Raw genomic sequence first — 25273 nt, forward strand, 5'->3', positions numbered from 1 at the left:
GACACGGTCGCGACTCCACGGAGGTGCCCCGCCCCGATGTCCGCCCCTCGCGCAACCGACGACGCCCCGTTCCGGGACGCCGCCGCCGGTACCCGCCCCGGTGAGGGTGCCGACTGGACCCCGCCCACCTGGGACGAGGTCGTCCGGGAGCACGCCGACCGCGTCTACCGACTCGCCTACCGCCTGTCCGGCAACCAGCACGACGCGGAGGACCTCACCCAGGAGACCTTCATCCGGGTGTTCCGGTCCCTGGCGTCCTACAAGCCGGGCACCTTCGAGGGCTGGCTGCACCGCATCACCACGAACCTGTTCCTCGACATGGTCCGCCGCCGCGCCCGGCTGCGGATGGAGGGCCTGCCCGAGGACACCGACCGTCTCCCGGGCGGTGGCCCCGAGCCCGAGACCGTGTTCGCGATCAACCACCTCGACCCGCACCTGCAGGCCGCGCTGGACGAGCTGCCCCCGGACTTCCGGGTCGCCGTCGTCCTGTGCGACGTCGAGGGCCTGTCCTACGAGGAGATCGGCGCCACCCTCGGGGTGAAGCTCGGCACCGTCCGCAGCCGCATCCACCGGGGCCGGACCGCGCTGCGGGCGTCGCTGGAGCGGCACCGCGCGGCCGCGGCGGAGGAGCAGGCGGTGGCATCCGACCGCGGTCCGGTGGCAGAGTTGGTCCCGTGACCGAGCGACGGCGTTTCCAGGTCGTCCCCCCGGACTGGGGGACGACCCACCTGACGCTCGAGGCGGTCGTCGCCTTCGTGGACGACGAGCTGGCCGCCGGTCCGCACGACCGCGCCACCCGCCACCTCGAGCGTTGCCCCGACTGCGCGGTGGAGGTCGCCGAGCAGCGGCGGGCCCGTACCGCGCTGCGCGGTGCCGACGCCCCCACGCTGCCGCCGTCGCTGATGTCGACGCTGCGCGCGATCCCGCAGGACACCGAGCTGCCCCCGCCGCCGGCGGGCCTGTCGCTCACCCCGGACGGTCAGCTCGTGTCGGTGCTCCGCCCGGCGCCGGTCGAGGGCGACCACGGCCGTCGCGCGGGCCGGTCGCGTCGGGTGCGTCTGGGCACCGGCGCCGCCGTGTCCGGGCTGGCGCTCGGCGCGCTCGCGTTCGGTCTGCCCGCCGCCACGACCGCCACCCCGGCCGGGCCGGTCGTCCCCGGCCCGGGTGCCGCGGCCGTCGCCCGGTTCGCGGCCACCCCGGTGCCCGCCTCGTCGCGGCGGACGGCCGTCCCGGCCGCCACCACGGTGGGCTCGACCGGTGCGCCGCTGTCGCCGACGACCTCGGCCACGCCGACCGGTGACGCCGACATCTCCCCGACGCCCTGACGCGTCACCGATACACCGACTTCACCGCCCGCCGGGCAGGCTGTGCGGGTGTACTGGGTGGAGGCCGTGCCGGCTGATCGATCGTCGGGAGCAGTCTCCCCGGGCTCCGGGGTGACCCGGTGAGCGACGACCGCGGCACCCGCCCGGACGGCGCAGCCGACCCGGAGGCCCACGGCTCCGCTCCGCCGCGGCTGCGACCCCGCCCGCTGGACCGTCCCGCGACCGACCCCGGTGAGCAGGCCGCCTTCGGCCGCCCGGACGGCGTCGGCAGCTCGTTCGCGCCGCCGTCGTCGCACCTCGGGTCGAACGAATCGCTGCCGACGGTGCCCCCACCGACCGCCGCGGTCGCCCGCGCGTTCGGCCGCCCGGACCGCACACCCGACGGCGACCCCGCCGGTGGTCTGCAGCGTCCGCCCGGTGCGTCGGGCGACGCGCTGCGCGGTGGTGAGCAGAGCGCCGAGCAGGACCCGTTCTGGCCCGGCGGCTCGACCGGCGACCCGTGGCGCGACCCGGGCACGCCGGTCGTCGCCGCCCCACCGCCCGGCGACGGCGACGGCCCCGGTGAGGGGCCCCGGCCCGACGGCCCCCGGCTGAGCGTCCGCGAGGTCCTGTTCGGCAAGCGGGTGCAGCCGCGCGCGCTGGCGCTGCTCGGCGTACTCGCCCTCGTCGTCGGTGCGGCGGGCGGCCTGATCGGGCACTGGACGGCCACCGCGGCGAGCGCACTGACCAGCCCCGGAGCCGTGCTGAGCGCGACCGAGCCCGCCCGGGAACGGCCGCCCGGCTCGGTGTCGGAGGTCGCCTCGCGGGTGCTGCCCGCGGTCGTCTCGCTGGAGGTGACCGTCGGCAACCAGGCGGGCAACGGCTCCGGCGTCGTGATCGACCCCGCGGGCTACGTGCTCACCAACGACCACGTCGTCGCGCCGGCGACCGGACCGGGCCAGGGCACCATCGAGGCCCTGTTCTCCGACGGCTCCCGCGTCCCGGCCACCGTGGTCGGCGCGGACCCGATGACCGACCTCGCGGTGGTCAAGGTGCCCGTCGCGAACCCGACGGTCGCCGCGATCGGCCGCTCCGGCGAGCTCGCCGTCGGCGACGCGGTGATCGCGATCGGGTCGCCGTTCGGCCTGGCGGGCACGGTGACGACGGGGATCGTGTCGGCCGTCGACCGCCCGGTGCGGCTCGACCCCGAGGGCAGTGCGGGCGACGCGGTGATCGACGCCGTGCAGACCGACGCCGCGATCAACCCCGGCAACTCCGGCGGCCCGCTGGTGGACGCGACCGGCGCCGTCGTCGGCATCAACACCGCGATCCGTAGCGCGGGCGGCGCCGAGTCCGGGGCGCAGGGCGGCTCGATCGGCCTGGGCTTCGCCATCCCGATCGACGACGCCCGCGCCATCGCCGAGGAGCTCATCCGCACCGGCCGCGTGGCGCACGCCGACCTCGGTGTCAACGCCCGCTCGGTCACCGACGGCGCCACCGACGGCGCCCAGGTGCAGAACGTCGTCGCCGGGGGACCGGCGGCCGCGGCCGGGATCGCCGACGGCGACGTCGTCGTCGACGTCGCCGGACGCCCCATCGCCAGTGCCGACGAGCTCGTCGTCGCCGTCCGCGAACACGCCCCCGGCGAGCAGGTCCCGGTCGGTCTCGTCCGCCAGGGACGACCGCTCACCGTGACCGTCACGCTCGGGCAGCGCTAGTACCCGTACGCTGGCGCTGTGTTCGAGAACATCGGCATGCCGGAGATCCTCGTCCTGGTCGTGGCGGGGCTCTTCATCCTGGGCCCGGAACGGCTGCCCGAGGCCGCGGCCTGGGTCGGTCGCGCGGTCCGCCAGGTCAAGGAGTTCGCGAGCGGCGCCCAGAACCACTTGAAGAAGGAGCTGGGCCCGGAGTTCGACCAGATCCAGCAGCCCCTCAACGACCTGCGCAGCCTGCGCTCGCTCAACCCGCGCACCGCGATCACCCGCAGCCTGTTCTCCGACGACGGGTTCGCCGGCCCGGTCAAGCCGAACGGCTTCGCCCCCGGCGCCGGGACCGCCGCGGCGGCCGGTGGCGCGGCGGCGGCCGGGGGCGCGGCCGCGGCGAGCACCCCGCCGCCCGTCCGGGAGCCGCAGCCCCCGCTCGCCTCGGGCGAGAAGCCCCCGGTCGACTGGGACGCCACCTGAGCCCACCCGCTCCGACGGCCCCCGGCGCCGCACCCGATCCCGGGGTGCGGCGCCGGCGTCGTACGGGACGGGGTCAGCCCAGCAGCGGGGGCCTGCGCAGGTGGTGCGTCGTCGCCTGCTGATAGGCGTGCGCGGCGGCCAGCACCGTGGCGTCGGCGTGCCGCGGCCCGACGACCTGCAGCCCCACCGGCAGCCCGGCGGAGGTGAAGCCGCACGGCACCGACGTCGCGGGCTGCTGGGTCATGTTGAACGGGTAGGTGAACGGTGTCCACGACGTCCAGCGTGGGTCGTGCCAGCCCTCGGGGACCTCCCGGCCGCCCTCGAACGCGGTGATCGGCAGCGTCGGGGTGAGCAGCAGGTCGTACTCGGAGTGGAAGGCGCCCATCAGCGTCCCCAGCTCGTTGCGCACGGCCATCGCGCCCAGGTAGTCCAGCGCCGAGACCCCGGCGCCCTGCTCGGCGATCTCCACCAGCGCCGGGTCCATGGCCTTCCTGGCCTCGGCGCCGATCGGCTCCAGGGACTTCGCGGCCGCGGCGAACCAGAGCGTGTGGAACGGCTCGATCGGGTCGGCGAAACCGGGGTCGGCGTTCTCGACGGTCGCGCCGAGCTCACGGGCGAACACCGCGACCGCCTCGGCGACCAGCGCCGCCACCTCCGGGTCGACGTCGACGAACCCGAGGGTGGGGGAGAACGCGATCCGCAGGCCCTGCGCGCCCCCGGCGAGCCGCTCGACGGCGGACTCGCGGGGCACGTCGAACACCCACGGGTCGCGGGTGTCGGGCTGGGCGACGACGTCGTGCAGCAGCGCGGCGTCGTCGACGGTGCGGGTCATCGGGCCGACGTGGGCGAGCGTCCCGAACGCCGAACCGGGGTAGTGGGCGATCCGGCCGTAGGTCGGCTTGTGCGCGACGGTGCCGGTGAACGCGGCCGGGATGCGGACCGAGCCGCCGGCGTCGGTGCCCAGCGACAGCGGGCCCATCCCCAGCCCGACGGCCGACGCCGAGCCCCCGGACGAGCCGCCGGCCGTCCTCGTCGGGTCCCACGGGTTGGTGGTGACGCCGGTCAGCGGTGAGTCGGTCACGCCCTTCCACGCCAGCTCGGGCGTGGTGTTCTTCCCGATCAGCACCGCACCCGCGGCGCGGACCCTGGCCACCGGCGGGCCGTCGACCTCGAACGGCCCGTCCGGCGACGTCGTCGTCGAGCCGCGGCGGGTGGGCCAGCCGATGGTCAGGAGCATGTCCTTGATCGAGGTGGGGACGCCGTCGAGCGGCCCGACCGGCTCCCCGGCCTGCCAGCGCGCCTCGGAGTCCTTCGCCTGCGACAGCGCCGAGTCGGCGTCGACCAGGCAGAACGCGTTCACCGCGCCGTCGTGGGTCTCGATCCGGTCCAGCGCGTCGCGGGTGGCCTGCACCGGCGAGATCTCGCCGCTGCGGTAGCCCGCCAGCAGCTCGGTGGCGCTGAGGTCTGCGGTCGTCACGGCAGTCACACCTTTCCTGCGGATGAGCTCACGTACCCACGTTCGGGGTCCACCACGTTGCGCAGCTCCCGGCCGTCCCGGAAGCGCGCGAGGTTGTCGGCGAACAGCTCGACGAGCATGTCCTTCCAGCCGACGACGTCACCGGACATGTGCGGGGAGAGGAGCACGTGCTCCATCGCCCACAGCGGCGAGGTCGCGGGCAGCGGCTCGACCTCGAACACGTCCAGGGCGGCGCCGGCGAGCCGCCCGGTCGCGAGCGCGTCGGTCAGGTCGTCCTGCACGACGAGCGCGCCCCGGCCGACGTTGACGACCCGCGCCCGCTCGGGCAGCAGGGCGATCGTCCCGGCGTGCAGCATCCCGCGGGTGGCATCGGTCAGCGGGGCGGCGAGCACCAGGTGGTCGGTGTCGGGCAGCAGGCCGGGCAGCTCGTCGAAGGCGTGTACGCCGTCCGCGGCGCGCCGGCCGACCAGTCGCACCCGCATCCCGACCGCGCCCAGCAGGTCGGCGACGGCGCGTCCGATCGGCCCGCTCCCGACGACCGTCGCGACCTTCCCGGCGACGGTCTCGGTCTCGCGGTGGCGCCAGGTCCGCTCCCGCTGCAGCGCGAGCGAGCGGGCGGTGTCCTTGGCGAACGCGATCACCGCGCCGAGCACGAACTCGGCGATCGGGCGGTCGAAGACCCCGCGCGAGTTGGTGAGCGTCGCGCCCGAGGCGAGCAGCGCGGGGAAGGCGACCCGGTCGACGCCGGCGCTGGCGGTGTGCACCCAGCGCAGCGCGGAGGTGTCGGTGGCCTCCCAGACGTCCTTGACGGCGTCGGAGGTGAAGTCCCAGGTGAGCAGCACGTCGCTGCCGGGCAGTACGGCGGCGAGCTCGCCGGCGTCGGCGGCGAAGCGGAGACGTGCGTCACCGGCGTGCCGCTCGAGGCCGGGCGGGGTCTCCCCACTGTGCAGCACGGCGACGGTGATGGGGTCCTGACCAGCGGAAACCGGCAACGGTAGATCCTGTCGGTAGGGAGGTCGGGCGGCGTTGACACGCTAGGAAGCGCACCTACGATTGTCAACAATCCGCGTATCGGACAGGGGGATCGGATGACGAAGCTGATCAGGATCGAACTCGCGAAGCGTGGCGTCGCGTGCACCGCGAGACTGCTGGAGGCCGAGGCCCCGCGCACCGCCGCGGCGGTCTGGGAGGCGCTGGCCGACGGCCCGCAGGGTGGCGACGCGCAGCACGCCAAGTACGCCCGCAACGAGGTCTACACGATCGTCCCGCGGTTCGGCCCGCGGATCGGGCAGGAGAACCCGACGGTCACGCCCATCCCGGGCGACGTCTGTTACTTCGACTTCCACGGCGGGATGCTCGACAGTGCGTTCAAGGACGACCAGGGCATCGACGCCGCCGAGGGCGGGATCGACCTCGCGATCTTCTACGGGCGCAACAACCTGCTGCTCAACGGCGATGTCGGCTGGGTGCCGGGCAACGTGTTCGCCACCATCGTCGACGGGCTCGAGGAGATGGCGACCGCCTGTCACGACGTGTGGCGCGCGGGGAGCGTGGGGGAACGGCTCGTCTACTCGCGGGCGTCGTGACCCTTGCGGTGACGCGGTCTCTGTAGGATTGTCGACAACATGAGCACGGTCGGATTCCTCTACCCGGGCTTCTCCGCCGAGGACGACTACCCGCGCGCCGAGAAGCTGCTGACCGACGGCAGCCGGCTCGCCCTCGTCCACACCGCGATGCCCGAGGACGCCCACCGCGAGGACGCGCTGCTGGCCATCGGCGGCGACGAGGTCCTCGCCGACGGCGCGCGCCGGGTCGCCGCGGAGGCGGGCCCGCTGGACGCGGTGGTCTGGGCCTGCACCTCGGGGTCGTTCATCTTCGGCCCCGAGGGCGCCGCCCGGCAGGTCGCGGCGCTGGAACGGGTGTCGGGGGTGCCGACGTCGAGCACGTCCTTCGCCTTCGTCGACGCCTGCCGGCGGCTCGGGGTCCACTCGGTGGCGGTCGGGGCGACCTATCCGCCGGACGTCGCCGGCGCCTTCGTGCACTTACTGACCCACCACGACATCTCCGTGCACACGCTGTCCGCCCGCGACATCATCACCGCCGCCGAGGTCGGGACGTTGCCGCCGGAGACCGTGCTGGAGTTCGCCGCCGCGGTGGCCTCGGACGCGCCCGGCGCCGACGCGGTGCTGCTGCCCGACACCGCGCTGCACACCGTGGACGTGCTCGACGCGCTGGACGCACGCGTGGGCAGGCCGGTGCTGACCGCGAACCAGGTGAGCATCTGGCAGGGACTGCGTCTCGCCGGGGCCGACGTCGACCGTCCCGGCCTGGGGACACTGTTCCGGAGAGGGTGAGTCGTGGGGCTGGACGTCTCGGAGCTCGAGCCGGTGAGCCGGCGCTCCACCGCGGAGATCGTCGCCGACCGGATCCGTGCGGCGATCATGCGCGGCACGTTCGCGCCGGGCACCCAGCTCGGCGAGGTGGATCTCGCGAACCGGCTGGGGGTGAGCCGCGGCCCGCTGCGCGAGGCGATGCAGCGCCTCGTCGCCGAGGGTCTGCTGCGCAGCGAACGCCACCGCGGCCTGTTCGTGCGCGAGCTCGGTCCCGACGACGTCCGTGACGTCTACCTGGCCCGCACCGCCGTCGAGCGGGCCGCGGCGCTCAAGGTGCTGGAGGGTGACCGGGCGGCGGCCGTCGTCGCGCTGGAGATCCCGCTCGGCGTGATGGCCGCCGCGGCCGAGGCGGGCGACGCCGTGGCCCTCGCCGACGCCGACCACGACTTCCACGCCGCGCTCGTCGCCGCGTCGGGGAGCCCGCGGCTGCGCCGGATGACCGAGGGTCTGCTCGTCGAGACCCGCATGTGCCTCGCCGCGTTCCAGCAGACGGCCCCGCCCGCCCGGGCGCTGCTCGCCGAGCACGAACGGCTGCGCGACGCCCTGCGCGACGGTCGCACCGAGCTGCTGCTCGACCGGTTGGCCGCCCACATGGACGACGCCGTCACCCGCATCCTCGCCGCGATGCCCGGGGCGGCCTGAGCGCCTGTGAACCGAACCGCCGGACACCCCGGGGACTAGTTCGCATACGTAACATGTCGGCACGTGGTGGGTGTCCTCGAAGGTTTCCTGGTCATCGGCGTCGTCGTGGTCGTCGGGTACGTCCTCGGCCGCGGAGGCCTGCTCGGTGACCAGGGTTCGAAGGTCCTCGCCCGCACCGCCTTCTTCGTCGCGACGCCCGCGCTGCTGTTCACCACGCTCAGCCGTTCGGACGTCGGCGCCGTCCTGTCCTCGGGGCTGGTCGTCACCGCGCTCACCAGCACCCTGGCCTGCCTGCTGTTCGTGCCGGTCGCGCTGCTGCGCCGCCGCCCGGCAGGTGAGGTCGTCGTCGGGGCGATGGCGTCCGGCTACGTCAACGCGGGCAACCTCGGCATCCCGATCGCGGCCTACGTGCTCGGCGACTCCGCCGCCGTCGCCCCGGTGCTGCTGTTCCAGCTCGCGATCCTGACCCCGCTGTTCACCACCCTGATGGACGTCCTGCCCGGCGACGGCCGCGGCGAACGCCCCGGGTGGGTCCGGGTCGCCCTCGCCCCGCTGCGCAACCCGATCGCGATCGCCACCGCCGCCGGGCTGACCGTCTCCGCGACGGGCGTCGTGCTGCCCGAGCCGGTGACCGCCCCGGTCGAGCTGCTCGCCGACCTCGCGGTGCCCGCCATGCTGCTCGCGTTCGGGATCTCCCTGCACGGCGCCCGCCGCCCCGGGACGGGGGAGACCGCGGGCTCGGTGTGGACCGCCGTCCTGATCAAGAACGTGCTGCACCCGCTGATCGCGTGGGCCTTCGCCGCGGGTGTGCTCGGCCTGACGGGCCCGGCGCTGCTCGCCGCGGTGGTGCTGGCCGCCCTGCCCACCGCGCAGAACGTGTTCGGCTACGCCGTGCGCTACGACCGCGCCGTCCCGCTGGCCCGCGACGTGGCGCTGGCCTCGACCGTCGTCGCCGTCCCGGTACTGCTGGTGATCGCCGCACTACTGGCCTGACCAGGGCTTCCTCGTCGCCACGTCCGGGACGTGGGGGTCCTTCGCCCGTCCCTTTGCTCTGCTCACCGATACGCAGCACCGGCCCCGCGCCGGCGTCGGGCGGCCGCACGACGGGCCGGCCACCCGCGTCGAGCGTGCGCCGAGATGCATCCCAGCGGGCGGTGGAGATCGACAACTCCCGTTGAGCTGCATCTCGACGCCGCCGAGGGCTGTCCGCCCGGCAGCGCGGGCCCGCCCGGGGGCGCAGCGCCGGGGCGTTCCGGGCGCGTGCTGCGTATCGGTGAGCAGAGCAAAGGCGGGCCCGACCGACCCTTGCCCGGACCCACCCGCCCGTGTTTCCCTAGGATTGTCGACAACTCGACAACCCGAGACGCACCACCCTCGACGCATCAGGAGCTGCGAACCCATGGCACAGCTGTCCCCGCTGCTCAAGCAGGCCACCCCGGTCCAGGCCGCCCGCGGTGAGGGCGTCTACCTGTACGACACCGATGGGCGCCGCCACCTCGACTTCACCGCCGGCATCGGCGTTACCTCCACCGGGCACTGCCACCCGACGGTCGTCGCGGCCGCCCAGGAGCAGGTGGCCACGCTGATCCACGGCCAGTACACGACCGTGATGCACCAGCCGCTGCTGACGCTGGTCGAGCGGATGGGCGACGTGCTGCCCGAGGGCATCGACTCGGTGTTCTTCACCAACTCCGGCTCCGAGGCCGTCGAGGCGTCGGTGCGGCTGGCCCGCCAGGCCACCGGCCGGCAGCTGATCGTCGCGTTCGACGGCGGCTTCCACGGGCGCACCATGGGTGCCGCGGCGCTCACCACCTCCGGGGCGAAGATCCGGGCCGGGATCGCCCCGATGATGGGCGGGGTCGCGTTCGCGCCCTTCCCCTACGCCTACCGCTACGGCTGGTCCGAGGAGCAGGCCGTCGCGTTCGCCCTGTCCGAGCTCGACCGGCAGCTGGCGAGCACCGCGCCGGCGTCCGACGTCGCCGCGTTCATCGTCGAGCCGGTGCTCGGCGAGGGCGGCTACGTCCCGACCCCGCCCGCGTTCCTGCACGGGCTGCGCGAGCGCGCCGACCGGCACGGCATCCTGCTGATCGCCGACGAGGTCCAGACCGGCTACGGCCGCACCGGGAAGTTCTGGGGCCACCAGCACGCCGAGGGCCTCACCCCGGACATCATCGTCACCGCCAAGGGGCTCGCGTCCGGCTTCCCGCTCTCGGCCATCGCCGCGCCGAAGGCCCTCATGGAGAAGGCGTGGCCCGGCTCGCAGGGCGGTACCTACGGCGGCAACGCCGTCGCCTGTGCCGCCGCGCTCGCCACGCTCGAGGTCGTGCAGGGCGAGGGCCTGGTCGAGAACGCCCGCGTGCAGGGCGAGAAGCTCCTCGCCGGCGTCCGGGACGCCGCGCAGGGCATCGCCGCCATCGGCGACGTCCGCGGCCGGGGCCTGATGGTCGGCATCGAGTTCGTCGACGCCGACGGCAAGCCCGACGGCGCCACCGCGGCGAAGGTGCACGCCGCGGCAGCCGCGCAGGGCCTGCTCCTGCTGACCTGCGGCGTGTACGGCAACGTCGTCCGGATGATCCCGGCGCTCGTCGTGACCGCCGAGCAGGTCGACGAGGCCCTGGCGCTCTGGACCAAGGCACTGAACGACGCGCTGTCCTGAGATCCGCCCCCGGGGGAACGGACGAGGCCCCGCACACCTGCCGGTGTGCGGGGCCTCGTCGTCGGAGGTGCGGGTCAGCGCCCGACGGGGGAGATGTTCAGGCTCATCCCGGCCAGACCGCGGGCCTTCACGGTCAGCTTCTCCGCGATGGCGTCGAGGGCCTGCGCCGCGGCCGACTCCGGCTTGCCGAGCACGATCGGGGTGCCGGCGTCGCCGCCCTCGCGCAGCGCCACGTCGAGCGGGATCTGGCCCAGCAGCGGCACCGTGGTGCCGACCGTGCGGCTCAGCGAGTCCGCGACGATCTGCCCGCCACCGGAGCCGAAGATCTCGTTGCGCGAGCCGTCGGGCATCTCCATCCAGGACATGTTCTCCACGACCCCGGCCAGGCGCTGGCGGGTCTGGGTGGAGATCGACCCGGCCCGCTCGGCGACCTCGGCGGCGGCCTGCTGCGGGGTGGTCACGACCAGCAGCTCGGCGTTCGGCACGAGCTGGGCGGTGGAGATGGCGACGTCGCCGGTACCCGGCGGCAGGTCGAGCAGCAGCACGTCCAGGTCGCCCCAGAACACGTCGGCGAGGAACTGCTGCAGCGCGCGGTGCAGCATCGGGCCACGCCAGACGACCGGGGTGTTGCCGTCGGTGAACATGCCGATCGAGATGACCTTCACGCCGTGCGACTGCGGCGGCATGATCATGTTCTCGATCTTGGTGGGCCGGTCCGCGGCACCGATCATGCGCGGGACCGAGTGGCCGTAGATGTCGGCGTCGACCACGCCGACCTTCATCCCGCGCCGGGCCATGGCCGCGGCCAGGTTGACGGTGACCGAGGACTTGCCGACGCCGCCCTTGCCGGACGCCACGCAGAACACGCGGGTCAGCGAGCCGGGCTGGGCGAAGGGGATGACGGGCTCGTCGGCGTCGCCGCGCAGCGAACGGCGCAGCTCGGTGCGCTGCTCGTCGCTCATCACGTCGAGCTCGACCTCGACCCGCTCGACGCCGGGGACCTTCGAGACCGCCTCGGTGACGCGGGAGGTGATCGTCTCGCGCATCGGGCAGCCCGCGACGGTCAGGTAGACCCCGACGTGGGCGAGGCCGTCGGCGGAGACGTCGACGCTCTTGACCATCCCCAGCTCGGTGATCGGCTTGTGGATCTCCGGGTCCTCGACGGTGCCGAGGGCTGCGCGCACGGCCTCGACGACGGTGCTGGTGCTGCCGGTGACGGACATGGGCTCCTACGACCTCTTTCCTCTCGCGTCACCCCATGCTACGTGGGTGCTTCCGCGGTCTCCGGGTCACCGGCGGTGTCGCCCGGCACGTCCGCGCTGACGAGGTGGTGCGGGTGTCTCTAGCATTCCTGCGATGGACGACACGAGTGGCACCCCGACGCGCGAGCACCCGGCGCGCCGCCGCGTGGTCCCGACCCCGGCCGAGCTCGCGTCGTGGCGCAGCTTCCTACGCGCGCACGCGGGCGTCACCAGACAGCTCGAGACCGAGCTGGAGGGCGAGCAGCAGCTGTCCCTGGCCGCCTACGACGTGCTGGTCCAGCTGTCCGAGGCGCCCGGCCACCGGCTGCGGATGACCGAGCTGGCCGACGCCGTGCTGCTCTCCCGCTCCGGGGTCACCCGGCTCGTCGACCGGCTGGAACGGGTCGGGCTCGTCGCCCGGGCCAAGGTCGCCGACGACGGCCGCGGGGTCACCGCCCGGCTCACCGACACCGGCTACGACCGCCTGCGCACCGCCGCGGTCACCCATCTGCGCGGGGTCCGCGCGCACTTCGTCGAGCGGCTCGACGCCGACGACCTCGCGGCGCTCGAGCGCATCATGGGCCGCCTGGTCCCCGAGCGCTCCTGAGCGCTCAGCGTTCCTTCTTGCGCATCTTCTTCCGGGCACCCGGCTCGACCGGGAGCTCCTCGCCGCGGCTGCGGGCCACGGCGTCGTCGAGCCGGTCGCCCAGCTTCTCCAGCTCGCCGCGCAGGTAGTCCCGGCTCGCGGTCTCCCCGACGGCCAGGCGCAGCGCCGCCAGCTCCCGGGCGAGGAACTCGGTGTCGGCCTTCGTCCGCTCGGCGCGCCGCCGGTCCTCGTCCAGCGCGATCCGGTCCCGGTCGTCCTGCCGGTTCTGGGCCAGCAGGATCAGCGGTGCGGCGTACGCGGCCTGGGTGGAGAAAGCCAGGTTGAGCAGGATGAACGGGTAGGGGTCCCACTGGATCGACCAGGCGACCAGGTTCAGCGCGATCCACACGACGACGATCACCGTCTGGATCGCGAGGAAGCGGCCCGTCCCGAGGAACCGGGCGATCCGCTCGGAGAAGCGGGCGAAGCCGTCCGGGTCCACCTCGAACCGCCGACGCCCGACGCGCGGCTGGTCCAGCCGCCGTCCGATCCCGGGCTCAGGCACCGTGCACCTCCCCGTCGTAAGTACGGTCGCCGGCGCCGTTCGCGGCCCGCGCCGCGCCGCCGTGCACCTCGCCCGGGGCGAGGTCGCGGTCGCGCCAGCCCTGCGGCAGCAGGTGGTCCAGCACGTCGTCGACGGTGACCGCGCCCAGCAGGTGGTCCTCGGCGTCGACGACCGGGCCCGCCACCAGGTTGTAGCTGGCGAAGTAGCGGGTCACCTCGCCGAGCCCGGCCTCGGGCCCCAGCTGCGGCAGGTCGGCGTCGACCATGCCCGCGACCAGCTCGAACGGCGCCGCCCGCAGCAGCTGCTGGGCGTGCACACAGCCCAGGTAGCGCCCGGTCGGGGTCGCGGTCGGCGGGCGGACGACGAACACCATCGACGCCAGCGCCGGGGGCACCTCCGGGTTGCGCACCCGGGCGAGCGCCTCGGCGACGGTCACGTCCGGCCCCAGCGTGATCGGCTCCGGGGTCATCAGGCCGCCCGCGGTGTCCCACTCGTAGCGCAGCAGGCGGCGCACGGGCTCGGACTCGTCGGGCTCCATGAGCTCCAGCAGCCGGCCCGCCTCGTCGTCGTCGAGCTCGCCGAGCAGGTCCGCCGCGTCGTCCGGGCTCATCGCCTCCAGGACGTCGGCGGCACGGTCGTCGTCGAGGTAGCCGAGCAGCTCGCGCTGGTCGGACTCGGACAGCTCCTCGAACACGTCGGCGAGCCGCTCGTCGTCCAGGGCGTCGACGACGTGGCGCTGCCGGTCGTCGGGCAGCCGCGACAGCGCCGCGGCGACGTCGGCCGGGCGCATCGAGTCGAACACCGCGAGCAGCCGGTCCGCGCCCTGCGCGGCGGCGACGTCGAGCCCGGACACGGCCTCCCAGCCGTACACCTCGACCCGCGGCCTGCGCGCCAGCCGGGTCCGCCGGAACCGCAGCGCCACCTTGGTGATCACCCAGTCCCGGGTCCGGCTCGGCTCGACCGCGACGTCGACGACCGAGCCCTCGATCCCGCCCTCGCGCACCGTCGCGGGGGAGTTCAGCAGCTGCCCGAGCACGAGGGTCTCGTTCGGGCGCTGGTCGAACGAGCGCAGGTTCACCGAGCCGCTGGCCAGCGTCACCGCGGTCGGCGCGATGTCGGCGACCCGCAGCATCGGCACGAAGATGCTGCGGCGCGCGGACAGGTCCACGACCAGGCCCAGCACCCGCGGTGGATGACTGTCCACGCGCAGCGACACCACGACGTCGCGGACCTTGCCGATCCGCTCACCGTCCGGGCCGTAGACGGCCAGGCCGGCCATCCGCGCGACGAACACCCGTACCGAGGCCATGGGGCCGAGACTAGAACCCCCGGCGGTACCGCGACCGCCCCGGCCGTGTGACTAGGCTCCCCCGCCGTGAACGAGCCGCAGCACGATCCCGGCCAGGGCCCCGAACCCCTCCGCTACGACATCGTCGACGTGTTCACCGACCGTCCCTACGCCGGTAACCCGCTCGCCGTCGTGCACGGCGCCGAGGCGCTGTCCACGGCCCGGATGCAGGCGATCGCGCGCGAGTTCAACCTGTCGGAGACGACGTTCCCGCTGGCCCCGACCGGCGACGGCGAGGGCGGCGCCGACTACCGGGTGCGGATCTTCACCCCGCTCGCCGAGCTGCCCTTCGCCGGGCACCCCAGCGTCGGCACCGCCTGGGTGCTGGCCCGCGACGGCGCCATCGGCGAGGGCGACCGCGTGCAGGAGTGCGGGGCCGGTCTGCTGCCCGTGCGGGTCGACGACACCGGCGCCCGGGTGTGGGGCGGCGCGCCGTCGGTCGGCGCCGAGCTGAACGCCGTCCGCCTCGCCGCCGCGCTCGGCCTCGGCCCCGACGACGTCGACGGCGCCGCCGTGCCGGGTGTGGCCGGGGCCGGGACCGACTTCGCGATCCTGCTCGTCGTCGCCGGCGCGGTCGCCCGCGCGGTGCCCGACCCCGCGGCGCTGGCCGCCGCGGTCGCCGACAGCGGCGCGACCGGGCTGCTCGTCGCCGCCGTCGACGCCACCGCCGAGCGGGTCCACGCCCGCATGTTCGGCATCGGGATCGGGGTTCCCGAGGACCCGGCGACGGGCTCGGCCGCCGTCGCGCTCGGGATCTTCCTCGCCGACCGCGGTCTGGTCACCGACGACGGCGAGCACTCCTTCGTCGTGACCCAGGGGGTGGAGATGGGCCGTCCGTCCACGTTGTACGCCGGCGTCCGCACCGAGGGCGGCCGGGCCGTCGGCAGCTGGGTCGGCGGGACCGTCGTCGCGGTGGCCAGGGGTTCCCTGACCCCACCTCCCGAACAGGGGTGACCGACGGGTAACCCCGCCTGACCACCGGCGGGTGAGAAACCAATCACCTGGACGGGGCGCCGCGGCCGTCGTCGTGCCAGCATCAGTCCTCAGCCCGAGCGCCCGTGTCGTGACGACGTCGTCGCCGCGACGCGGGCGAGGACGATCTCGACGAGGAGCCCGCCTGTGAGCACCACCCTCCGCGCCCGCCGGTCCTGCCTGGCCGTGCCCGGATCGAGCCAGAAGTTCATCGACAAGGCTCGCACGCTGAACTCCGACCAGGTCTTCCTGGACCTGGAGGACGCCTGCGCCCCGCTGGCCAAGCCCGGTGCGCGGACGACGATCGTCGAGGCCCTCAACGAGGGCGGCTGGGGCGAGAAGATCCGCGTCGTCCGGGTCAACGACTGGACCACCGAGTGGACCTACCGCGACGTCGTCGAGGTCGTCGAGGGCGCCGGCGCCAACCTCGACGCGATCATGCTGCCGAAGGTGCAGACCCCCGAGCAGGTCGTCGCGCTCGACCTGCTGCTGACCCAGATCGAGAAGACCAACGGTCTCGAGGTCGGGAGGATCGGCATCGAGGCGCAGATCGAGAACGCGCTGGGCCTGACCAACGTCAACGCCATCGCCACCGCGTCGCCGCGGGTCGAGACGATCATCTTCGGCCCGGCCGACTTCATGGCCTCGATCAACATGAAGTCGCTGGTCGTCGGCGAGCAGCCCCCCGGCTACGACGTGGGCGACGCCTACCACCACATCCTCATGTCGATCCTGATGGCGGCCCGCGCGCACGACAAGCAGGCCATCGACGGCCCGTACCTGCAGATCAAGGACGTCGACGGGTTCCGCCGGGTCGCCGGCCGGTCCGCGGCACTGGGCTTCGACGGCAAGTGGGTGCTGCACCCCGGCCAGATCGACGCCGCCAACGAGACCTTCTCCCCGGCGCAGAGCGACTACGACCACGCCGAGAACATCCTCGACGCCTACGAGTACTTCACCTCCGAGGCCGGCGGCAAGCGCGGCGCGGCGATGATCGGCGACGAGATGATCGACGAGGCCAGCCGCAAGATGGCGCTGGTGATCTCGGGCAAGGGCCGCGCGGCGGGCATGACCCGCACCGACAAGTGGACCCCGCCGGAGGCCTGAGCCCCGACCGCCCGCCACCGACGACGCTCACCGAGGAGTAACCAGCATGGCCCGGCTCGCCCAGACCGCCGGTCTGACCGACATCCAGACCGAGATCCTGTCCACCGTCCGCTCGTTCGTGGACAAGGAGATCATCCCGCACGCGACGGCGCTGGAGCACGCGGACACCTACCCGCAGGACATCGTCGACGGGATGAAGGAGATGGGGCTGTTCGGCCTCATGATCCCGGAGGAGTACGGCGGCCTCGGCGAGTCGCTGCTCACCTACGCCCTGGTGGTCGAGGAGATCGCCCGCGGCTGGATGAGCGTCTCCGGCGTCATCAACACCCACTTCATCGTGGCGTACATGCTCCGCCAGCACGGCACGCAGGCGCAGAAGGAGAAGTACCTGCCGAGGATGGCCACGGGCGAGACCCGTGGCTCGTTCTCGATGTCCGAGCCCGACCTCGGCTCGGACGTCGCGGCGATCAAGACCCGCGCGAAGCAGGACGGCGACGACTACGTCATCGACGGCGCCAAGATGTGGCTGACCAACGGTGGCACGTCGAACCTGACCGCCGTGCTGGTGAAGACCGACGAGGGCGCCGAGCGTCCGCACCAGAACCTCACCACGTTCCTGGTGGAGAAGCCCACCGGCTACGGCGAGGTCGCCCCCGGCCTGATCGTCCCGGGCAAGATCGACAAGATGGGCTACAAGGGGGTCGACACCACCGAGCTGGTGTTCAAGGACCACCGGATCTCCGGCGAGCAGATCCTCGGCGGGGAGCGTGGCAAGGGCTTCGCGCACATGATGGACGGCGTCGAGGTCGGCCGCGTGAACGTCGCCGCCCGTGCCTGCGGCATCGCGATCCGGGCGTTCGAGCTGGGTGTCGAGTACGCCCAGCAGCGCTCGACCTTCGGCAAGCCGATCGTCCAGCACCAGGCGATCGCGTTCAAGATCGCCGAGATGGCGACCAAGGTCGAGGCCGCGCACCTGATGATGGTCAACGCCGCGCGCCTGAAGGACCGCGGCGAGCGCAACGACGTCGAGGCCGGCATGGCCAAGATGCTCGCCTCGGAGTACTGCAAGGAGGTCACCGAGGAGGCGTTCCGCATCCACGGCGGCTACGGCTACTCCAAGGAGTACGAGATCGAGCGCCTCATGCGCGAGGCGCCGTTCCTGCTCATCGGCGAGGGCACCTCGGAGATCCAGAAGACGATCATCTCCCGGGGTCTGCTGCGCGACTACAAGCTGCGCTGACCGCACCCGCGTCCACGGCCCCGTACCCCGTCCCGGGGTGCGGGGCCGTGTCGTCCGGTCGGTGGGGTGTGACCTGCGGCTCCGCGACTAGTGTTCGGGGCACGTCGCGGTCGGGTCGAACGTTGCACCGACGACGAGACAGGACATCTTCCACGAGGAGCACGCCATGACCAACCCCTTCGGCGGCCAGACTCGTCCGGCTCCGGGCCTGCCGCAGCTGCCCACTCCGCCGACCGGGTGGCCGGTGGGGTCCTACGCCACCTACGAGGAGGCGCAGCGGGCCGTCGACCACCTCGCCGACTCCGACTTCCCGGTCGCCGACGTGACGATCGTCGGCGTCGACCTGATGCTCGTCGAGCGGGTCATCGCCCGCCTGACCTGGGGTCGCGTGCTGGCCTCCGGCGCGGCGCAGGGCGCCTGGCTGGGTCTGTTCGTCGGTGTCCTGCTGTTCGTGTTCTCCCCGGACGGCAACTTCCTGCCCATCGTCGTCGGCCTGGTGTCCGGGGCGGTGTTCTTCATGGCCTTCGCCGCGGTCAGCTACAGCGCGAGCAAGGGCCGCCGGGACTTCCAGTCCGCCAGCCAGATGGTGGCGGGCCGCTACGACGTCCTGTGCGAGCCGCGCAACGCCGAGCGGGCCCGCGAGATGCTGGCCAAGCTGGCGATGGGCGGCCCCGGCGGAGGCTTCTGACCGGCTCCCGCCCCGCCCGCACGACCCCGCGGCCGTGTCACCCGACCGGGTGGCGGCGGCCGTCGTGCGTCGGCAAGCGGACATCGGTTCCCACAGGGCACACCGCCTCCTATAGTTCGCGCGTCGGACATATCGGAGGGGCGCGATGACACAGGTGTCGGGCGGACCGGCGGAGCGTGAGCTCCCGCCGGCGGCGGTGGACGAGGAGGTGCTCCTCGCCGAACAGCGGGCGTGGACACCGTGGAAGATCGCGGTGTGGGCGGGGATCGCCCTGCTGGGCGGTCTGGCGTGGGTGATGCTCGCGCTGGTGCGCGGGGAGACGGTCAACGCGATCTGGTTCGTGTTCGCCGCGGTGAGCACCTACGCGATCGCGTACCGGTTCTACTCCCGCTACATCGAGAACAAGCTGCTGCGTCCGGACGACCGGCGCGCCACCCCGGCCGAGTACAAGGAGAACGGCCAGGACTTCCTGCCGACCGACCGGCGGGTCCTCTACGGCCACCACTTCGCCGCGATCGCCGGTGCCGGTCCGCTGGTCGGACCGGTCCTGGCCGCGCAGATGGGGTACCTGCCCGGCACGATCTGGATCATCGTCGGCGTCATCGTCGCCGGCGCGGTCCAGGACTACCTGGTGCTGTTCTTCTCGATGCGCCGCGGCGGGCGCTCGTTGGGCCAGATGGCCCGCGAGGAGCTCGGCCGGGTCGGCGGGATCGCGGCGATCATCGCGACCCTCGCCATCATGATCATCCTGATCGCGGTGCTCACGCTGGTCGTGGTGAACGCGCTCGGGGAGAGCCCGTGGGGCGTCTTCTCGGTGGCGCTGACCATCCCGATCGCCCTGTTCATGGGCGTCTACCTGCGGTACCTGCGGCCCGGGAAGGTCTCCGAGGTCTCCTGGATCGGCTTCGTGCTGCTGATCGGCGCGATCGTCGCCGGCGGCTGGGTCTCCGAGACCGGCTGGGGCCAGGCGCTGTTCACCCTGGACCGGACCACCATCGCCTGGGGCGTGATCGTCTACGGCTTCGTGGCCGCGGTGCTCCCGGTCTGGCTGCTGCTCGCCCCGCGCGACTACCTGTCGACGTTCATGAAGATCGGCACGATCGTGCTGCTCGCGGTGGCGATCATCGTCGTCCGCCCCGAGCTCGCGGCACCCGCGTTCAGCGAGTTCGCCGGCCGGGACGACGGCCCCGTCGTCGCCGGGTCGCTGTTCCCGTTCCTGTTCGTGACGATCGCCTGCGGCGCGCTGTCCGGCTTCCACGCCCTGATCTCCTCGGGCACCACGCCCAAGCTGGTCGAGAAGGAGCGCCAGACCCGCTTCATCGGCTACGGCGGCATGCTCATGGAGTCCTTCGTGGCGATCATGGCGCTGGTCGCGGCGCTGTCGATCGACCGCGGGCTCTACTTCGCGATGAACGTGCCCGCGTCGCTGACCGAGGGCACCGTCGAGGGCGCGGCCGCGTTCGTGAACTCGCTCGGCCTGATGAACGTCAACGTCACCCCCGACCAGCTCGCGACGACCGCGGCACTGGTCGGCGAGGAGTCGATCGTCTCCCGCACCGGCGGTGCGCCGACGCTGGCGGTCGGCCTGGCGAACATCATGCAGCAGTTCATCGGCGGGCCCGGGATGATGAGCTTCTGGTACCACTTCGCGATCATGTTCGAGGCGCTGTTCATCCTCACCGCCGTCGACGCCGGCACCCGGGTGGCGCGCTTCATGCTGCAGGACGCGATCGGCACCGTGGCCCCGAGGTTCAAGGACACCTCGTGGCGGCCGGCCGCCTGGATCTGCACGGGGCTGATGGTCGGTGCCTGGGGCGCGATCCTGCTGATGGGCGTGACCGACCCGCTGGGCGGGATCAACACGCTCTTCCCGCTGTTCGGCATCGCGAACCAGCTGCTGGCGGCGATCGCGCTCGCGGTGTGCCTGGCGATCGCGGCCCGGCGCGGGCACGTGCGCTACCTGTGGATCATCGTCGTACCGCTGGCGTTCGCCGCCGTCGTGACGGTCACGGCGTCGATGTACAAGATCTTCTCCTCGAACCCGAAGATCGGGTACTGGGCGCAGCACTTCGCCTTCCGGGAGGCCATCGCGTCCGGGGAGACGAGCTTCGGCACCGCGGGAACCCCGCAGGCGATGGCGGCCGTCGTCCGCAACACCTTCGTCCAGGGCACGCTGTCGATCCTGTTCGTGACGCTCGCGCTCGTCGTGATCGTCGCCGCGGTCCTGGCCGCCTGGACGTCGATCTCGACGGGCGGCCGCCCGGACCACGAGGAGGAGCCGGTTACCTCGCGGCTCTACGCCCCGGCCGGCCTGGTCGCGACCCCGGCGGAGAAGGAGCTGGAGAAGGAGTGGGCCGAGACGGTCGGCACCCCGGCCCGGTCGGGGCACTGACCGTGGCGGGACCGACCGTGGCGGCCGCGACGCTGGCCCGGCTGCGGGCGCTGCACGGCTGGTGGCGCGGGGTGATCGGGGCGGACCTGTACGACCGCTACCTCGACCACCACCGTCGCAGCGGGCACGACCACCCGCCGATGACCGAGCGGGAGTACTGGCGGGCCCGCACCGCGTACCAGGAGAGCAACCCGCAGGGCCGCTGCTGCTGAGGCGGCACCCCGTCTCCGGCCGGATCCGCTGCGCCGCACGGGTGGCCGGAGCTCCACGTTCGGCCCAGCGCGCCCTCCCGGGTGGGTGTCACACCCCACCGGGGAGGGCGCGTCGGGTTCCGGACACGGGCTGCTGCGGGCAGGATCAGGCCCCGTGAGCGGCGAGGCGTGGCAGGAGAGCGACCAGATCCGCCCGGCCACGGTGCACCGTGCCTACGGGCGGGGTGCCGCGGGCTTCGACGCCTTCGTCGCGACCCTGCCCGGCTACCGCACCCACCTGCGGGTGTCGGCGTCGCGGATGGGCCTGGGCGACGGCCACGGTCTGCGTCTGCTCGACGTCGGCTGCGGCACCGGGGTGTCCACCGAGGCGCTGCTGACCAGCGTCGGAGGTGCCGAGGTGGTCGCGGTGGACGCGTCCGCGGAGATGCTCGCCGTCGCCCGGAAGAAGAACTGGTCGCCCCGGGTGACGTTCGTGCACTCCCGGCTGGAGACCCTCGCCGAGGCCGGCATCGAGGGCCCGTTCGACGGGATCCTCGCGTCCTTCCTGGTGTCCAACCTGCCCGACGCCGAGCACGGCCTGCGCCGGCTGCTGAGCCTGCTCGCGCCCGGCGCCCCGCTGGCGGTGCACGACTACGCCGTCGGCGGCCGAAGCCGGATGCGCTGGACGACGGCGAACTGGACCTGGATGCTCCCGATGGCCTCGCTGCGCTGGGGGGCCGCGGACCTCGCCCGCTACCGGGCCAGGCGGATCGCGACGGCCGGTGGGCCCGAGCAGATGGTGCACCGGATGGAACGGGCCGGGTTCGACGACGTCCGCGTCCAGACCGTCGGCGGGGTCCAGCAGCACCTCGTGCACACGTTCCTGGGACGGCGCCCCGACGAGCCCGACGTCGTGGGGGAGCGCCAGGAACGCCGCGCCCGCCGCTCGGCCATCGCCGCCGCGGGGTGGCGGCCCCTCCGGGACGAGCCCGCCCCGGCTCCCGGGGACACGACCGAACCCGTCGACGAGGGCAGCCCCGAGGACCCCGGCTACGCCGAGACACTCCCGGAGCAGGTGCTCGAGGACGACGGGGTGGAGGTGGGGGAGGGTGACGCCGACGGCGCCGCGGACCCGGCCCCGTCCGGTGCGGCGGACGACCCCGCCCCCACCGAGGACGACGACCCGGACACCCGCCCGCGCGGGCACGCCGTCGCCCGGGCGCTGCGGTACGGGCTGCCGGACCCCCGTCCCGAGCCCTCCGACCCCGGCGCCGCGGAACCCGGGTCCGGTGCCGCCGAGTCCGACCCCGGTGCCGCCGGACCCGACCGCGGCGCTGCCGAGCCCGGACCTGCCGGCCCCGCCGCCGCGGGCCCCCGGCGCCCGGCGCCCGGCCCCCGTCCGCGCCGCCCGGTCGGGCTCCGGCGCCCCGGCCCCCCGCGGCCGCGCCCCGGGGACGCGCCCCCGCCCGCCGGGGACGACGAGCCGCCGACCCCGCCGACGGGCACCCGCCGGGTCTGACCGGCGGGCGTCCCGCGCCTACAGCCAGCCGTTGCGGCGGAAGTTGCGGTACAGCAGCCCGCACAGCGTCGCGATGACGATCAGGACCATCGGGTAGCCGAAGTCCCAGTGCAGCTCGGGCATCGAGTCGAAGTTCATGCCGTAGACGCCGGCGATCATCGTCGGCACCGAGATGAGGCCCGCGTAGGCGGTGATCTTCCGCATGTCGTTGTTCTGCCGCATGCTGATCTTCGCGAGGACCGCGTCGACCAGGGTGGTCAGCAGCTCGTTGAAACCGGCCACCTGCTCGGCGACGCCGCCGAGGTGGTCGTCGACGTCGCGGAAGTAGGACCGCACGTCGTGCGGGACCAGCGCGCTGTAGCCCTCGGCGAGCTTGCGCATCGGCCCGACCAGCGGCATCACCGCACGACGCAGGTCGAGGATCTCGCGCTTCATGACGTAGATCTGCTCGGGGTTCATCGTCGAGCGCGGCGAGAACACCTCGGCCTCGACGGCGTCGATGTCGTCCTCGATCTGCCCGCAGACCTCGATGTAGGAGTCGACGACGTGGTCGGCGATGGCGTGCAGCACCGCGGCCGGGCCGAGGGACAGCTGCTCCGGGTCGTCCTCGAGCCGTCGCCTGACCTCCCGCAGACCGGTGTGGCGGCCGTGCCGAACGGTCACGACGAAGTCGCGCCCGAGGAAGGCCATGACCTCACCGGTCTCGACGATCTCGTTCGACGTCGTCGGGTCGGCGTGCCCGACGTAGCGGACGGTCTTGAGCACCATGAACAGCGTGTCGTCGTAGCGCTCGAGCTTGGGGCGGTTGTGCGCGTGCACCGCGTCCTCGACGGCGAGCTCGTGCAGGCCGTAGGTCTCGGCGACGCCGGCGATCTGCTCGGAGTCCGGCTCGTGCAGCCCGATCCAGACGAAGCCCTCGCCGCGCTCGCGGACCTCGGCGATCGCCTCGTCGTGGGTCCAGCGGCCGGGGAGACGGCGGCCGTCGACGTAGACGGCGCAGTCGACGACGTAGGCGGACAGCGGGACGCGCAGCCGGACGGGCGGGCTCGCGGCGGCCCGCGCCGCGGCGCGCTCGGCGCGGCGGGACGGGCGGATGGTGGGGCGGAGCTGGGAGAGCGAGGGCATCACGAGGACCACCTCCGGGCGTGCCGGTGCGGCTCGGGGGCGAGCGGCACCGGGGAACGGTGCGACCGCGCTGGGCGGTCGCCGGGCCGGAACTCGCCTCCCGCCGGGATCAGCCCGTGACGTACTCCGGGGCCGTGTGCAGCGGGAGGCGGCACCTACTGCTCGCCGGTGTCTGGGACGCGGACACCGCACTCACCTCCCTGCCGTTCCGGTGGACGTCCTGTGTCTCGTCCGTGCGCGGGCGGACGTCACCGAGATGTGACATCCCCGACCGTGCACGTGTGAGCCGGACCGCCCTTCCTCGCGCGGGCCACCAGATAGATTACTCCCGCAACGAATCGACAGCGTGATGGGAGCGTGAACGGTGCAGTTCGGGCGCTACTACGAGGAGTTCGAGGTCGGTGCGGTCTACAAGCACTGGCCCGGCAAGACGGTCACCGAGTACGACGACCACCTGTTCTGCCTCCTCACCATGAACCACCACCCGCTGCACATGGATGCGCACTACGCGGAGGAGACGACCGACTTCGGCAAGAACGTCGTGGTCGGCAACTACATCTACTCGCTGCTGCTGGGCATGTCCGTGCCGGACGTGTCGGGCAAGGCGATCGCGAACCTCGAGGTCGAGTCGCTCAAGCACACGAAGCCGACCTTCCACGGCGACACGATCTACGGCGAGACCGAGGTCCTCGACAAGACCCCGTCGAAGTCGAAGGACGACCGCGGCGTCGTGTACGTCGAGACCCGCGGCTACAAGCAGGACGGCACCGTCGTGTGCACCTTCCGCCGCAAGGTCATGGTGCCCAAGCGGTCCTACGGCGACAGCCGCGGCGGGGAGCAGCCCGGCCGCCCCACGCCGCAGGCCTGACCCGCGCCACAGCACGCCGGCACCGGCCCCCGACTCCGTCCCGGAGCGGGGGCCGTCGTGTGTCACCCACACGCATACCGCGGGGCCGGACGGGCACCCGCCGTGGCGGTCAGGTCCGGGGCAGGCAGTCCCAGCCGCCGAGGGTCTCGGTGAGGCCCTCGACGACGGCCAGCGCCGCGTAGCCCGCCCGGTCGACGAACCGGGCGTCGGTGGCGTCGTCGCCGGCCCGCGGGATGCCGTCGCCGGTCGCCAGGGTGCAGACGTAGTCGGCGATCCGGTACGGGCCGCGGAGGACCACCCCGGCCAGGCGCCCGGGGACGACCGTCAGGCCGGTCTCCTCGGCGAGCTCGCGGACCACGGCCTCGTGCTCGCTCTCGCCCGCCTCGACCCGGCCGCCGGGGACCGACCAGAGCCCCCGACCAGGCTCGTTCGCCCTGCGGACGAGCAGCAATCGTCCGTCCGGGTCGAACACGATTCCACCCACGCAGGCGACGTGTCGGCTACTGTCGGTCATCCGGAACGACGGTACGCTGCTCGGGTGCCGGTACCGGGGCCAGTCGGCCCTCCGGTACCAATGACATGTCTGTGTGTCCGACACACCGAGAAACGGGTGGGCAGGGAACGTGAAGAAGATCCTGATCCTGGTAGCGGTGGCGCTGGGGATCTTCCTGGTGATCACCAATCCCAATGGTGCGGCCGGTTCGGTCTCGAACGTGGGCAACATCCTCTACGACGCGGCGCAGTCCGTCTCGACCTTCGTCACCAACCTGATCTGA

Annotated in this window: 26 protein-coding genes; 19 read left to right on the plus strand and 7 right to left on the minus strand. The window is 73.3% G+C overall.

All coding sequences use genetic code 11. The annotated features are described in order from the left end of the window. Nucleotides 1-36 precede the first annotated feature (36 nt). The 4 genes from sigE to tatB all read left to right on the plus strand — a co-directional run bounded on the left by sigE (nt 37) and on the right by tatB (nt 3487). Nucleotides 37-678: an RNA polymerase sigma factor SigE gene (sigE, locus tag MTO91_RS04900; protein ID WP_062400471.1), complete on the plus strand. Its 642-nt coding sequence runs from the start codon at nt 37-39 to the stop codon at nt 676-678. After that, a complete protein-coding gene (locus MTO91_RS04905; RefSeq protein WP_251785706.1) occupies nt 675-1325 on the plus strand; it encodes an anti-sigma factor family protein in 651 nt (216 codons plus the stop codon). Before sigE ends, MTO91_RS04905 begins: the two co-directional genes overlap by 4 nt. Nucleotides 1326-1444: 119 nt before the next feature. Then, nucleotides 1445-3022 (plus strand): S1C family serine protease, encoded by a 1578-nt coding sequence (locus MTO91_RS04910; protein ID WP_405419131.1) that lies wholly within the window; start codon nt 1445-1447, stop codon nt 3020-3022. 18 nt (nt 3023-3040) lie between these two features. Then, entirely contained in the window at nt 3041-3487 is a 447-nt protein-coding gene (gene tatB / locus MTO91_RS04915) for a Sec-independent protein translocase protein TatB (protein WP_251785702.1), read from the plus strand. Between the two features lie 73 nt (nt 3488-3560). Here tatB and MTO91_RS04920 read toward each other — a convergent pair whose 3' ends face one another. Together MTO91_RS04920 and MTO91_RS04925 are read right to left on the minus strand one after the other, a co-directional pair. Continuing rightward, nucleotides 3561-4964, minus strand: a complete 1404-nt coding sequence (locus MTO91_RS04920; protein ID WP_476653903.1) for an amidase — start codon at nt 4962-4964, stop codon at nt 3561-3563. 5 nt (nt 4965-4969) lie between these two features. Further along, on the minus strand, nt 4970-5956 hold the full coding sequence (locus MTO91_RS04925) for a D-2-hydroxyacid dehydrogenase (protein WP_476653904.1): 987 nt from the start codon (nt 5954-5956) through the stop codon (nt 4970-4972). A 96-nt stretch (nt 5957-6052) separates the two neighbouring features. On the opposite strand from MTO91_RS04925, the gene MTO91_RS04930 reads away from it, so the two are divergent. The 5 genes from MTO91_RS04930 to MTO91_RS04950 all read left to right on the plus strand — a co-directional run bounded on the left by MTO91_RS04930 (nt 6053) and on the right by MTO91_RS04950 (nt 10655). Continuing rightward, a complete protein-coding gene (locus MTO91_RS04930; RefSeq protein WP_100879706.1) occupies nt 6053-6550 on the plus strand; it encodes a DUF3830 family protein in 498 nt (165 codons plus the stop codon). A 39-nt stretch (nt 6551-6589) separates the two neighbouring features. Further along, nucleotides 6590-7318, plus strand: a complete 729-nt coding sequence (locus MTO91_RS04935) for a maleate cis-trans isomerase family protein (protein WP_476653905.1) — start codon at nt 6590-6592, stop codon at nt 7316-7318. 9 nt (nt 7319-7327) lie between these two features. Beyond that, nucleotides 7328-7999, plus strand: coding sequence for a GntR family transcriptional regulator (locus tag MTO91_RS04940; RefSeq protein WP_202416334.1), 672 nt, complete (start codon nt 7328-7330; stop codon nt 7997-7999). Nucleotides 8000-8062: 63 nt separating this feature from the next. Beyond that, on the plus strand, nt 8063-8992 hold the full coding sequence (locus MTO91_RS04945; RefSeq protein ID WP_476653906.1) for an AEC family transporter: 930 nt from the start codon (nt 8063-8065) through the stop codon (nt 8990-8992). Nucleotides 8993-9398: 406 nt separating this feature from the next. After that, nucleotides 9399-10655 (plus strand): aspartate aminotransferase family protein, encoded by a 1257-nt coding sequence (locus MTO91_RS04950; RefSeq protein WP_251785690.1) that lies wholly within the window; start codon nt 9399-9401, stop codon nt 10653-10655. A 74-nt stretch (nt 10656-10729) separates the two neighbouring features. On the opposite strand, the gene MTO91_RS04955 is transcribed toward MTO91_RS04950, so the two are convergent. Further along, nucleotides 10730-11878 (minus strand): Mrp/NBP35 family ATP-binding protein, encoded by a 1149-nt coding sequence (locus MTO91_RS04955; protein ID WP_062400483.1) that lies wholly within the window; start codon nt 11876-11878, stop codon nt 10730-10732. 133 nt (nt 11879-12011) lie between these two features. Between MTO91_RS04955 and MTO91_RS04960 the strand changes: the two genes are divergently transcribed. Continuing rightward, on the plus strand, nt 12012-12503 hold the full coding sequence (locus MTO91_RS04960; protein WP_251785689.1) for a MarR family winged helix-turn-helix transcriptional regulator: 492 nt from the start codon (nt 12012-12014) through the stop codon (nt 12501-12503). Nucleotides 12504-12507: 4 nt separating this feature from the next. On the opposite strand, the gene MTO91_RS04965 is transcribed toward MTO91_RS04960, so the two are convergent. Both MTO91_RS04965 and MTO91_RS04970 read right to left on the minus strand, forming a co-directional pair. After that, the gene (locus MTO91_RS04965; protein WP_224403477.1) at nt 12508-13047 is read right to left on the minus strand and encodes a DUF1003 domain-containing protein; all 540 of its coding nucleotides are present in this window, start codon (nt 13045-13047) and stop codon (nt 12508-12510) included. Then, nucleotides 13040-14356 (minus strand): magnesium transporter MgtE N-terminal domain-containing protein, encoded by a 1317-nt coding sequence (locus MTO91_RS04970; RefSeq protein ID WP_405419117.1) that lies wholly within the window; start codon nt 14354-14356, stop codon nt 13040-13042. The genes MTO91_RS04965 and MTO91_RS04970 overlap by 8 nt, the downstream gene beginning before the upstream one ends. A 66-nt stretch (nt 14357-14422) precedes the next feature. On the opposite strand from MTO91_RS04970, the gene MTO91_RS04975 reads away from it, so the two are divergent. The 7 genes from MTO91_RS04975 (at nt 14423) to MTO91_RS05005 (ending at nt 22504) form a co-directional block, all read left to right on the plus strand. Then, nucleotides 14423-15349 carry a PhzF family phenazine biosynthesis protein gene (locus MTO91_RS04975; protein ID WP_062400491.1) on the plus strand — a complete coding sequence of 309 codons (927 nt, stop codon included), beginning with the start codon at nt 14423-14425 and terminating at the stop codon, nt 15347-15349. A 165-nt stretch (nt 15350-15514) separates the two neighbouring features. Beyond that, on the plus strand, nt 15515-16474 hold the full coding sequence (locus tag MTO91_RS04980) for an HpcH/HpaI aldolase/citrate lyase family protein (RefSeq protein WP_062400493.1): 960 nt from the start codon (nt 15515-15517) through the stop codon (nt 16472-16474). A 46-nt stretch (nt 16475-16520) separates the two neighbouring features. After that, a complete protein-coding gene (locus MTO91_RS04985) occupies nt 16521-17714 on the plus strand; it encodes an acyl-CoA dehydrogenase family protein (protein WP_062400495.1) in 1194 nt (397 codons plus the stop codon). Between the two features lie 166 nt (nt 17715-17880). After that, a complete protein-coding gene (locus MTO91_RS04990; RefSeq protein ID WP_062400497.1) occupies nt 17881-18402 on the plus strand; it encodes a YflT domain-containing protein in 522 nt (173 codons plus the stop codon). A 145-nt stretch (nt 18403-18547) separates the two neighbouring features. Beyond that, nucleotides 18548-20794 (plus strand): carbon starvation CstA family protein, encoded by a 2247-nt coding sequence (locus MTO91_RS04995; RefSeq protein WP_476653907.1) that lies wholly within the window; start codon nt 18548-18550, stop codon nt 20792-20794. Between the two features lie 2 nt (nt 20795-20796). Further along, nucleotides 20797-21006, plus strand: coding sequence for a YbdD/YjiX family protein (locus MTO91_RS05000; protein ID WP_202968085.1), 210 nt, complete (start codon nt 20797-20799; stop codon nt 21004-21006). Nucleotides 21007-21160: 154 nt separating this feature from the next. After that, complete coding sequence (locus tag MTO91_RS05005; RefSeq protein ID WP_476653908.1) at nt 21161-22504, plus strand: class I SAM-dependent methyltransferase; 1344 nt, start codon at nt 21161-21163, stop codon at nt 22502-22504. An 18-nt stretch (nt 22505-22522) separates the two neighbouring features. On the opposite strand, the gene corA is transcribed toward MTO91_RS05005, so the two are convergent. Then, nucleotides 22523-23629, minus strand: a complete 1107-nt coding sequence (gene corA, locus MTO91_RS05010; RefSeq protein ID WP_062404203.1) for a magnesium/cobalt transporter CorA — start codon at nt 23627-23629, stop codon at nt 22523-22525. Nucleotides 23630-23993: 364 nt separating this feature from the next. Between corA and MTO91_RS05015 the strand changes: the two genes are divergently transcribed. Beyond that, nucleotides 23994-24497 (plus strand): MaoC family dehydratase, encoded by a 504-nt coding sequence (locus MTO91_RS05015; RefSeq protein WP_405419109.1) that lies wholly within the window; start codon nt 23994-23996, stop codon nt 24495-24497. Nucleotides 24498-24606: 109 nt separating this feature from the next. Here the strand turns inward: MTO91_RS05015 and MTO91_RS05020 are convergent, their stop codons facing one another. Then, the gene (locus tag MTO91_RS05020) at nt 24607-25011 is read right to left on the minus strand and encodes an NUDIX hydrolase (RefSeq protein ID WP_405419108.1); all 405 of its coding nucleotides are present in this window, start codon (nt 25009-25011) and stop codon (nt 24607-24609) included. Between the two features lie 109 nt (nt 25012-25120). Here MTO91_RS05020 and MTO91_RS05025 point away from each other — a divergent pair, with 109 nt between their 5' ends. Further along, nucleotides 25121-25273 carry a hypothetical protein gene (locus MTO91_RS05025; protein ID WP_167379107.1) on the plus strand — a complete coding sequence of 51 codons (153 nt, stop codon included), beginning with the start codon at nt 25121-25123 and terminating at the stop codon, nt 25271-25273.

This window comes from Pseudonocardia sp. 2-7, from assembly GCF_056341085.1.

Excerpts from the sequence above, each read along its gene's own strand:
- MTO91_RS04930 (WP_100879706.1), top strand. The coding sequence starts at position 6,053 with ATGACGAAGCTGATCAGGATCGAACTCGCGAAGCGTGGCGTCGCGTGC.
- MTO91_RS04960 (WP_251785689.1), top strand. The coding sequence starts at position 12,012 with ATGGACGACACGAGTGGCACCCCGACGCGCGAGCACCCGGCGCGCCGC.
- MTO91_RS04970 (WP_405419117.1), bottom strand. The coding sequence starts at position 14,356 with ATGGCCTCGGTACGGGTGTTCGTCGCGCGGATGGCCGGCCTGGCCGTC.
- MTO91_RS04955 (WP_062400483.1), bottom strand. The coding sequence starts at position 11,878 with ATGTCCGTCACCGGCAGCACCAGCACCGTCGTCGAGGCCGTGCGCGCA.
- MTO91_RS04950 (WP_251785690.1), top strand. The coding sequence starts at position 9,399 with ATGGCACAGCTGTCCCCGCTGCTCAAGCAGGCCACCCCGGTCCAGGCC.
- sigE (WP_062400471.1), top strand. The coding sequence starts at position 37 with ATGTCCGCCCCTCGCGCAACCGACGACGCCCCGTTCCGGGACGCCGCC.
- MTO91_RS04990 (WP_062400497.1), top strand. The coding sequence starts at position 17,881 with ATGACCAACCCCTTCGGCGGCCAGACTCGTCCGGCTCCGGGCCTGCCG.
- MTO91_RS05020 (WP_405419108.1), bottom strand. The coding sequence starts at position 25,011 with ATGACCGACAGTAGCCGACACGTCGCCTGCGTGGGTGGAATCGTGTTC.
- corA (WP_062404203.1), bottom strand. The coding sequence starts at position 23,629 with ATGCCCTCGCTCTCCCAGCTCCGCCCCACCATCCGCCCGTCCCGCCGC.
- MTO91_RS04995 (WP_476653907.1), top strand. The coding sequence starts at position 18,548 with ATGACACAGGTGTCGGGCGGACCGGCGGAGCGTGAGCTCCCGCCGGCG.
- MTO91_RS04935 (WP_476653905.1), top strand. The coding sequence starts at position 6,590 with ATGAGCACGGTCGGATTCCTCTACCCGGGCTTCTCCGCCGAGGACGAC.
- MTO91_RS04985 (WP_062400495.1), top strand. The coding sequence starts at position 16,521 with ATGGCCCGGCTCGCCCAGACCGCCGGTCTGACCGACATCCAGACCGAG.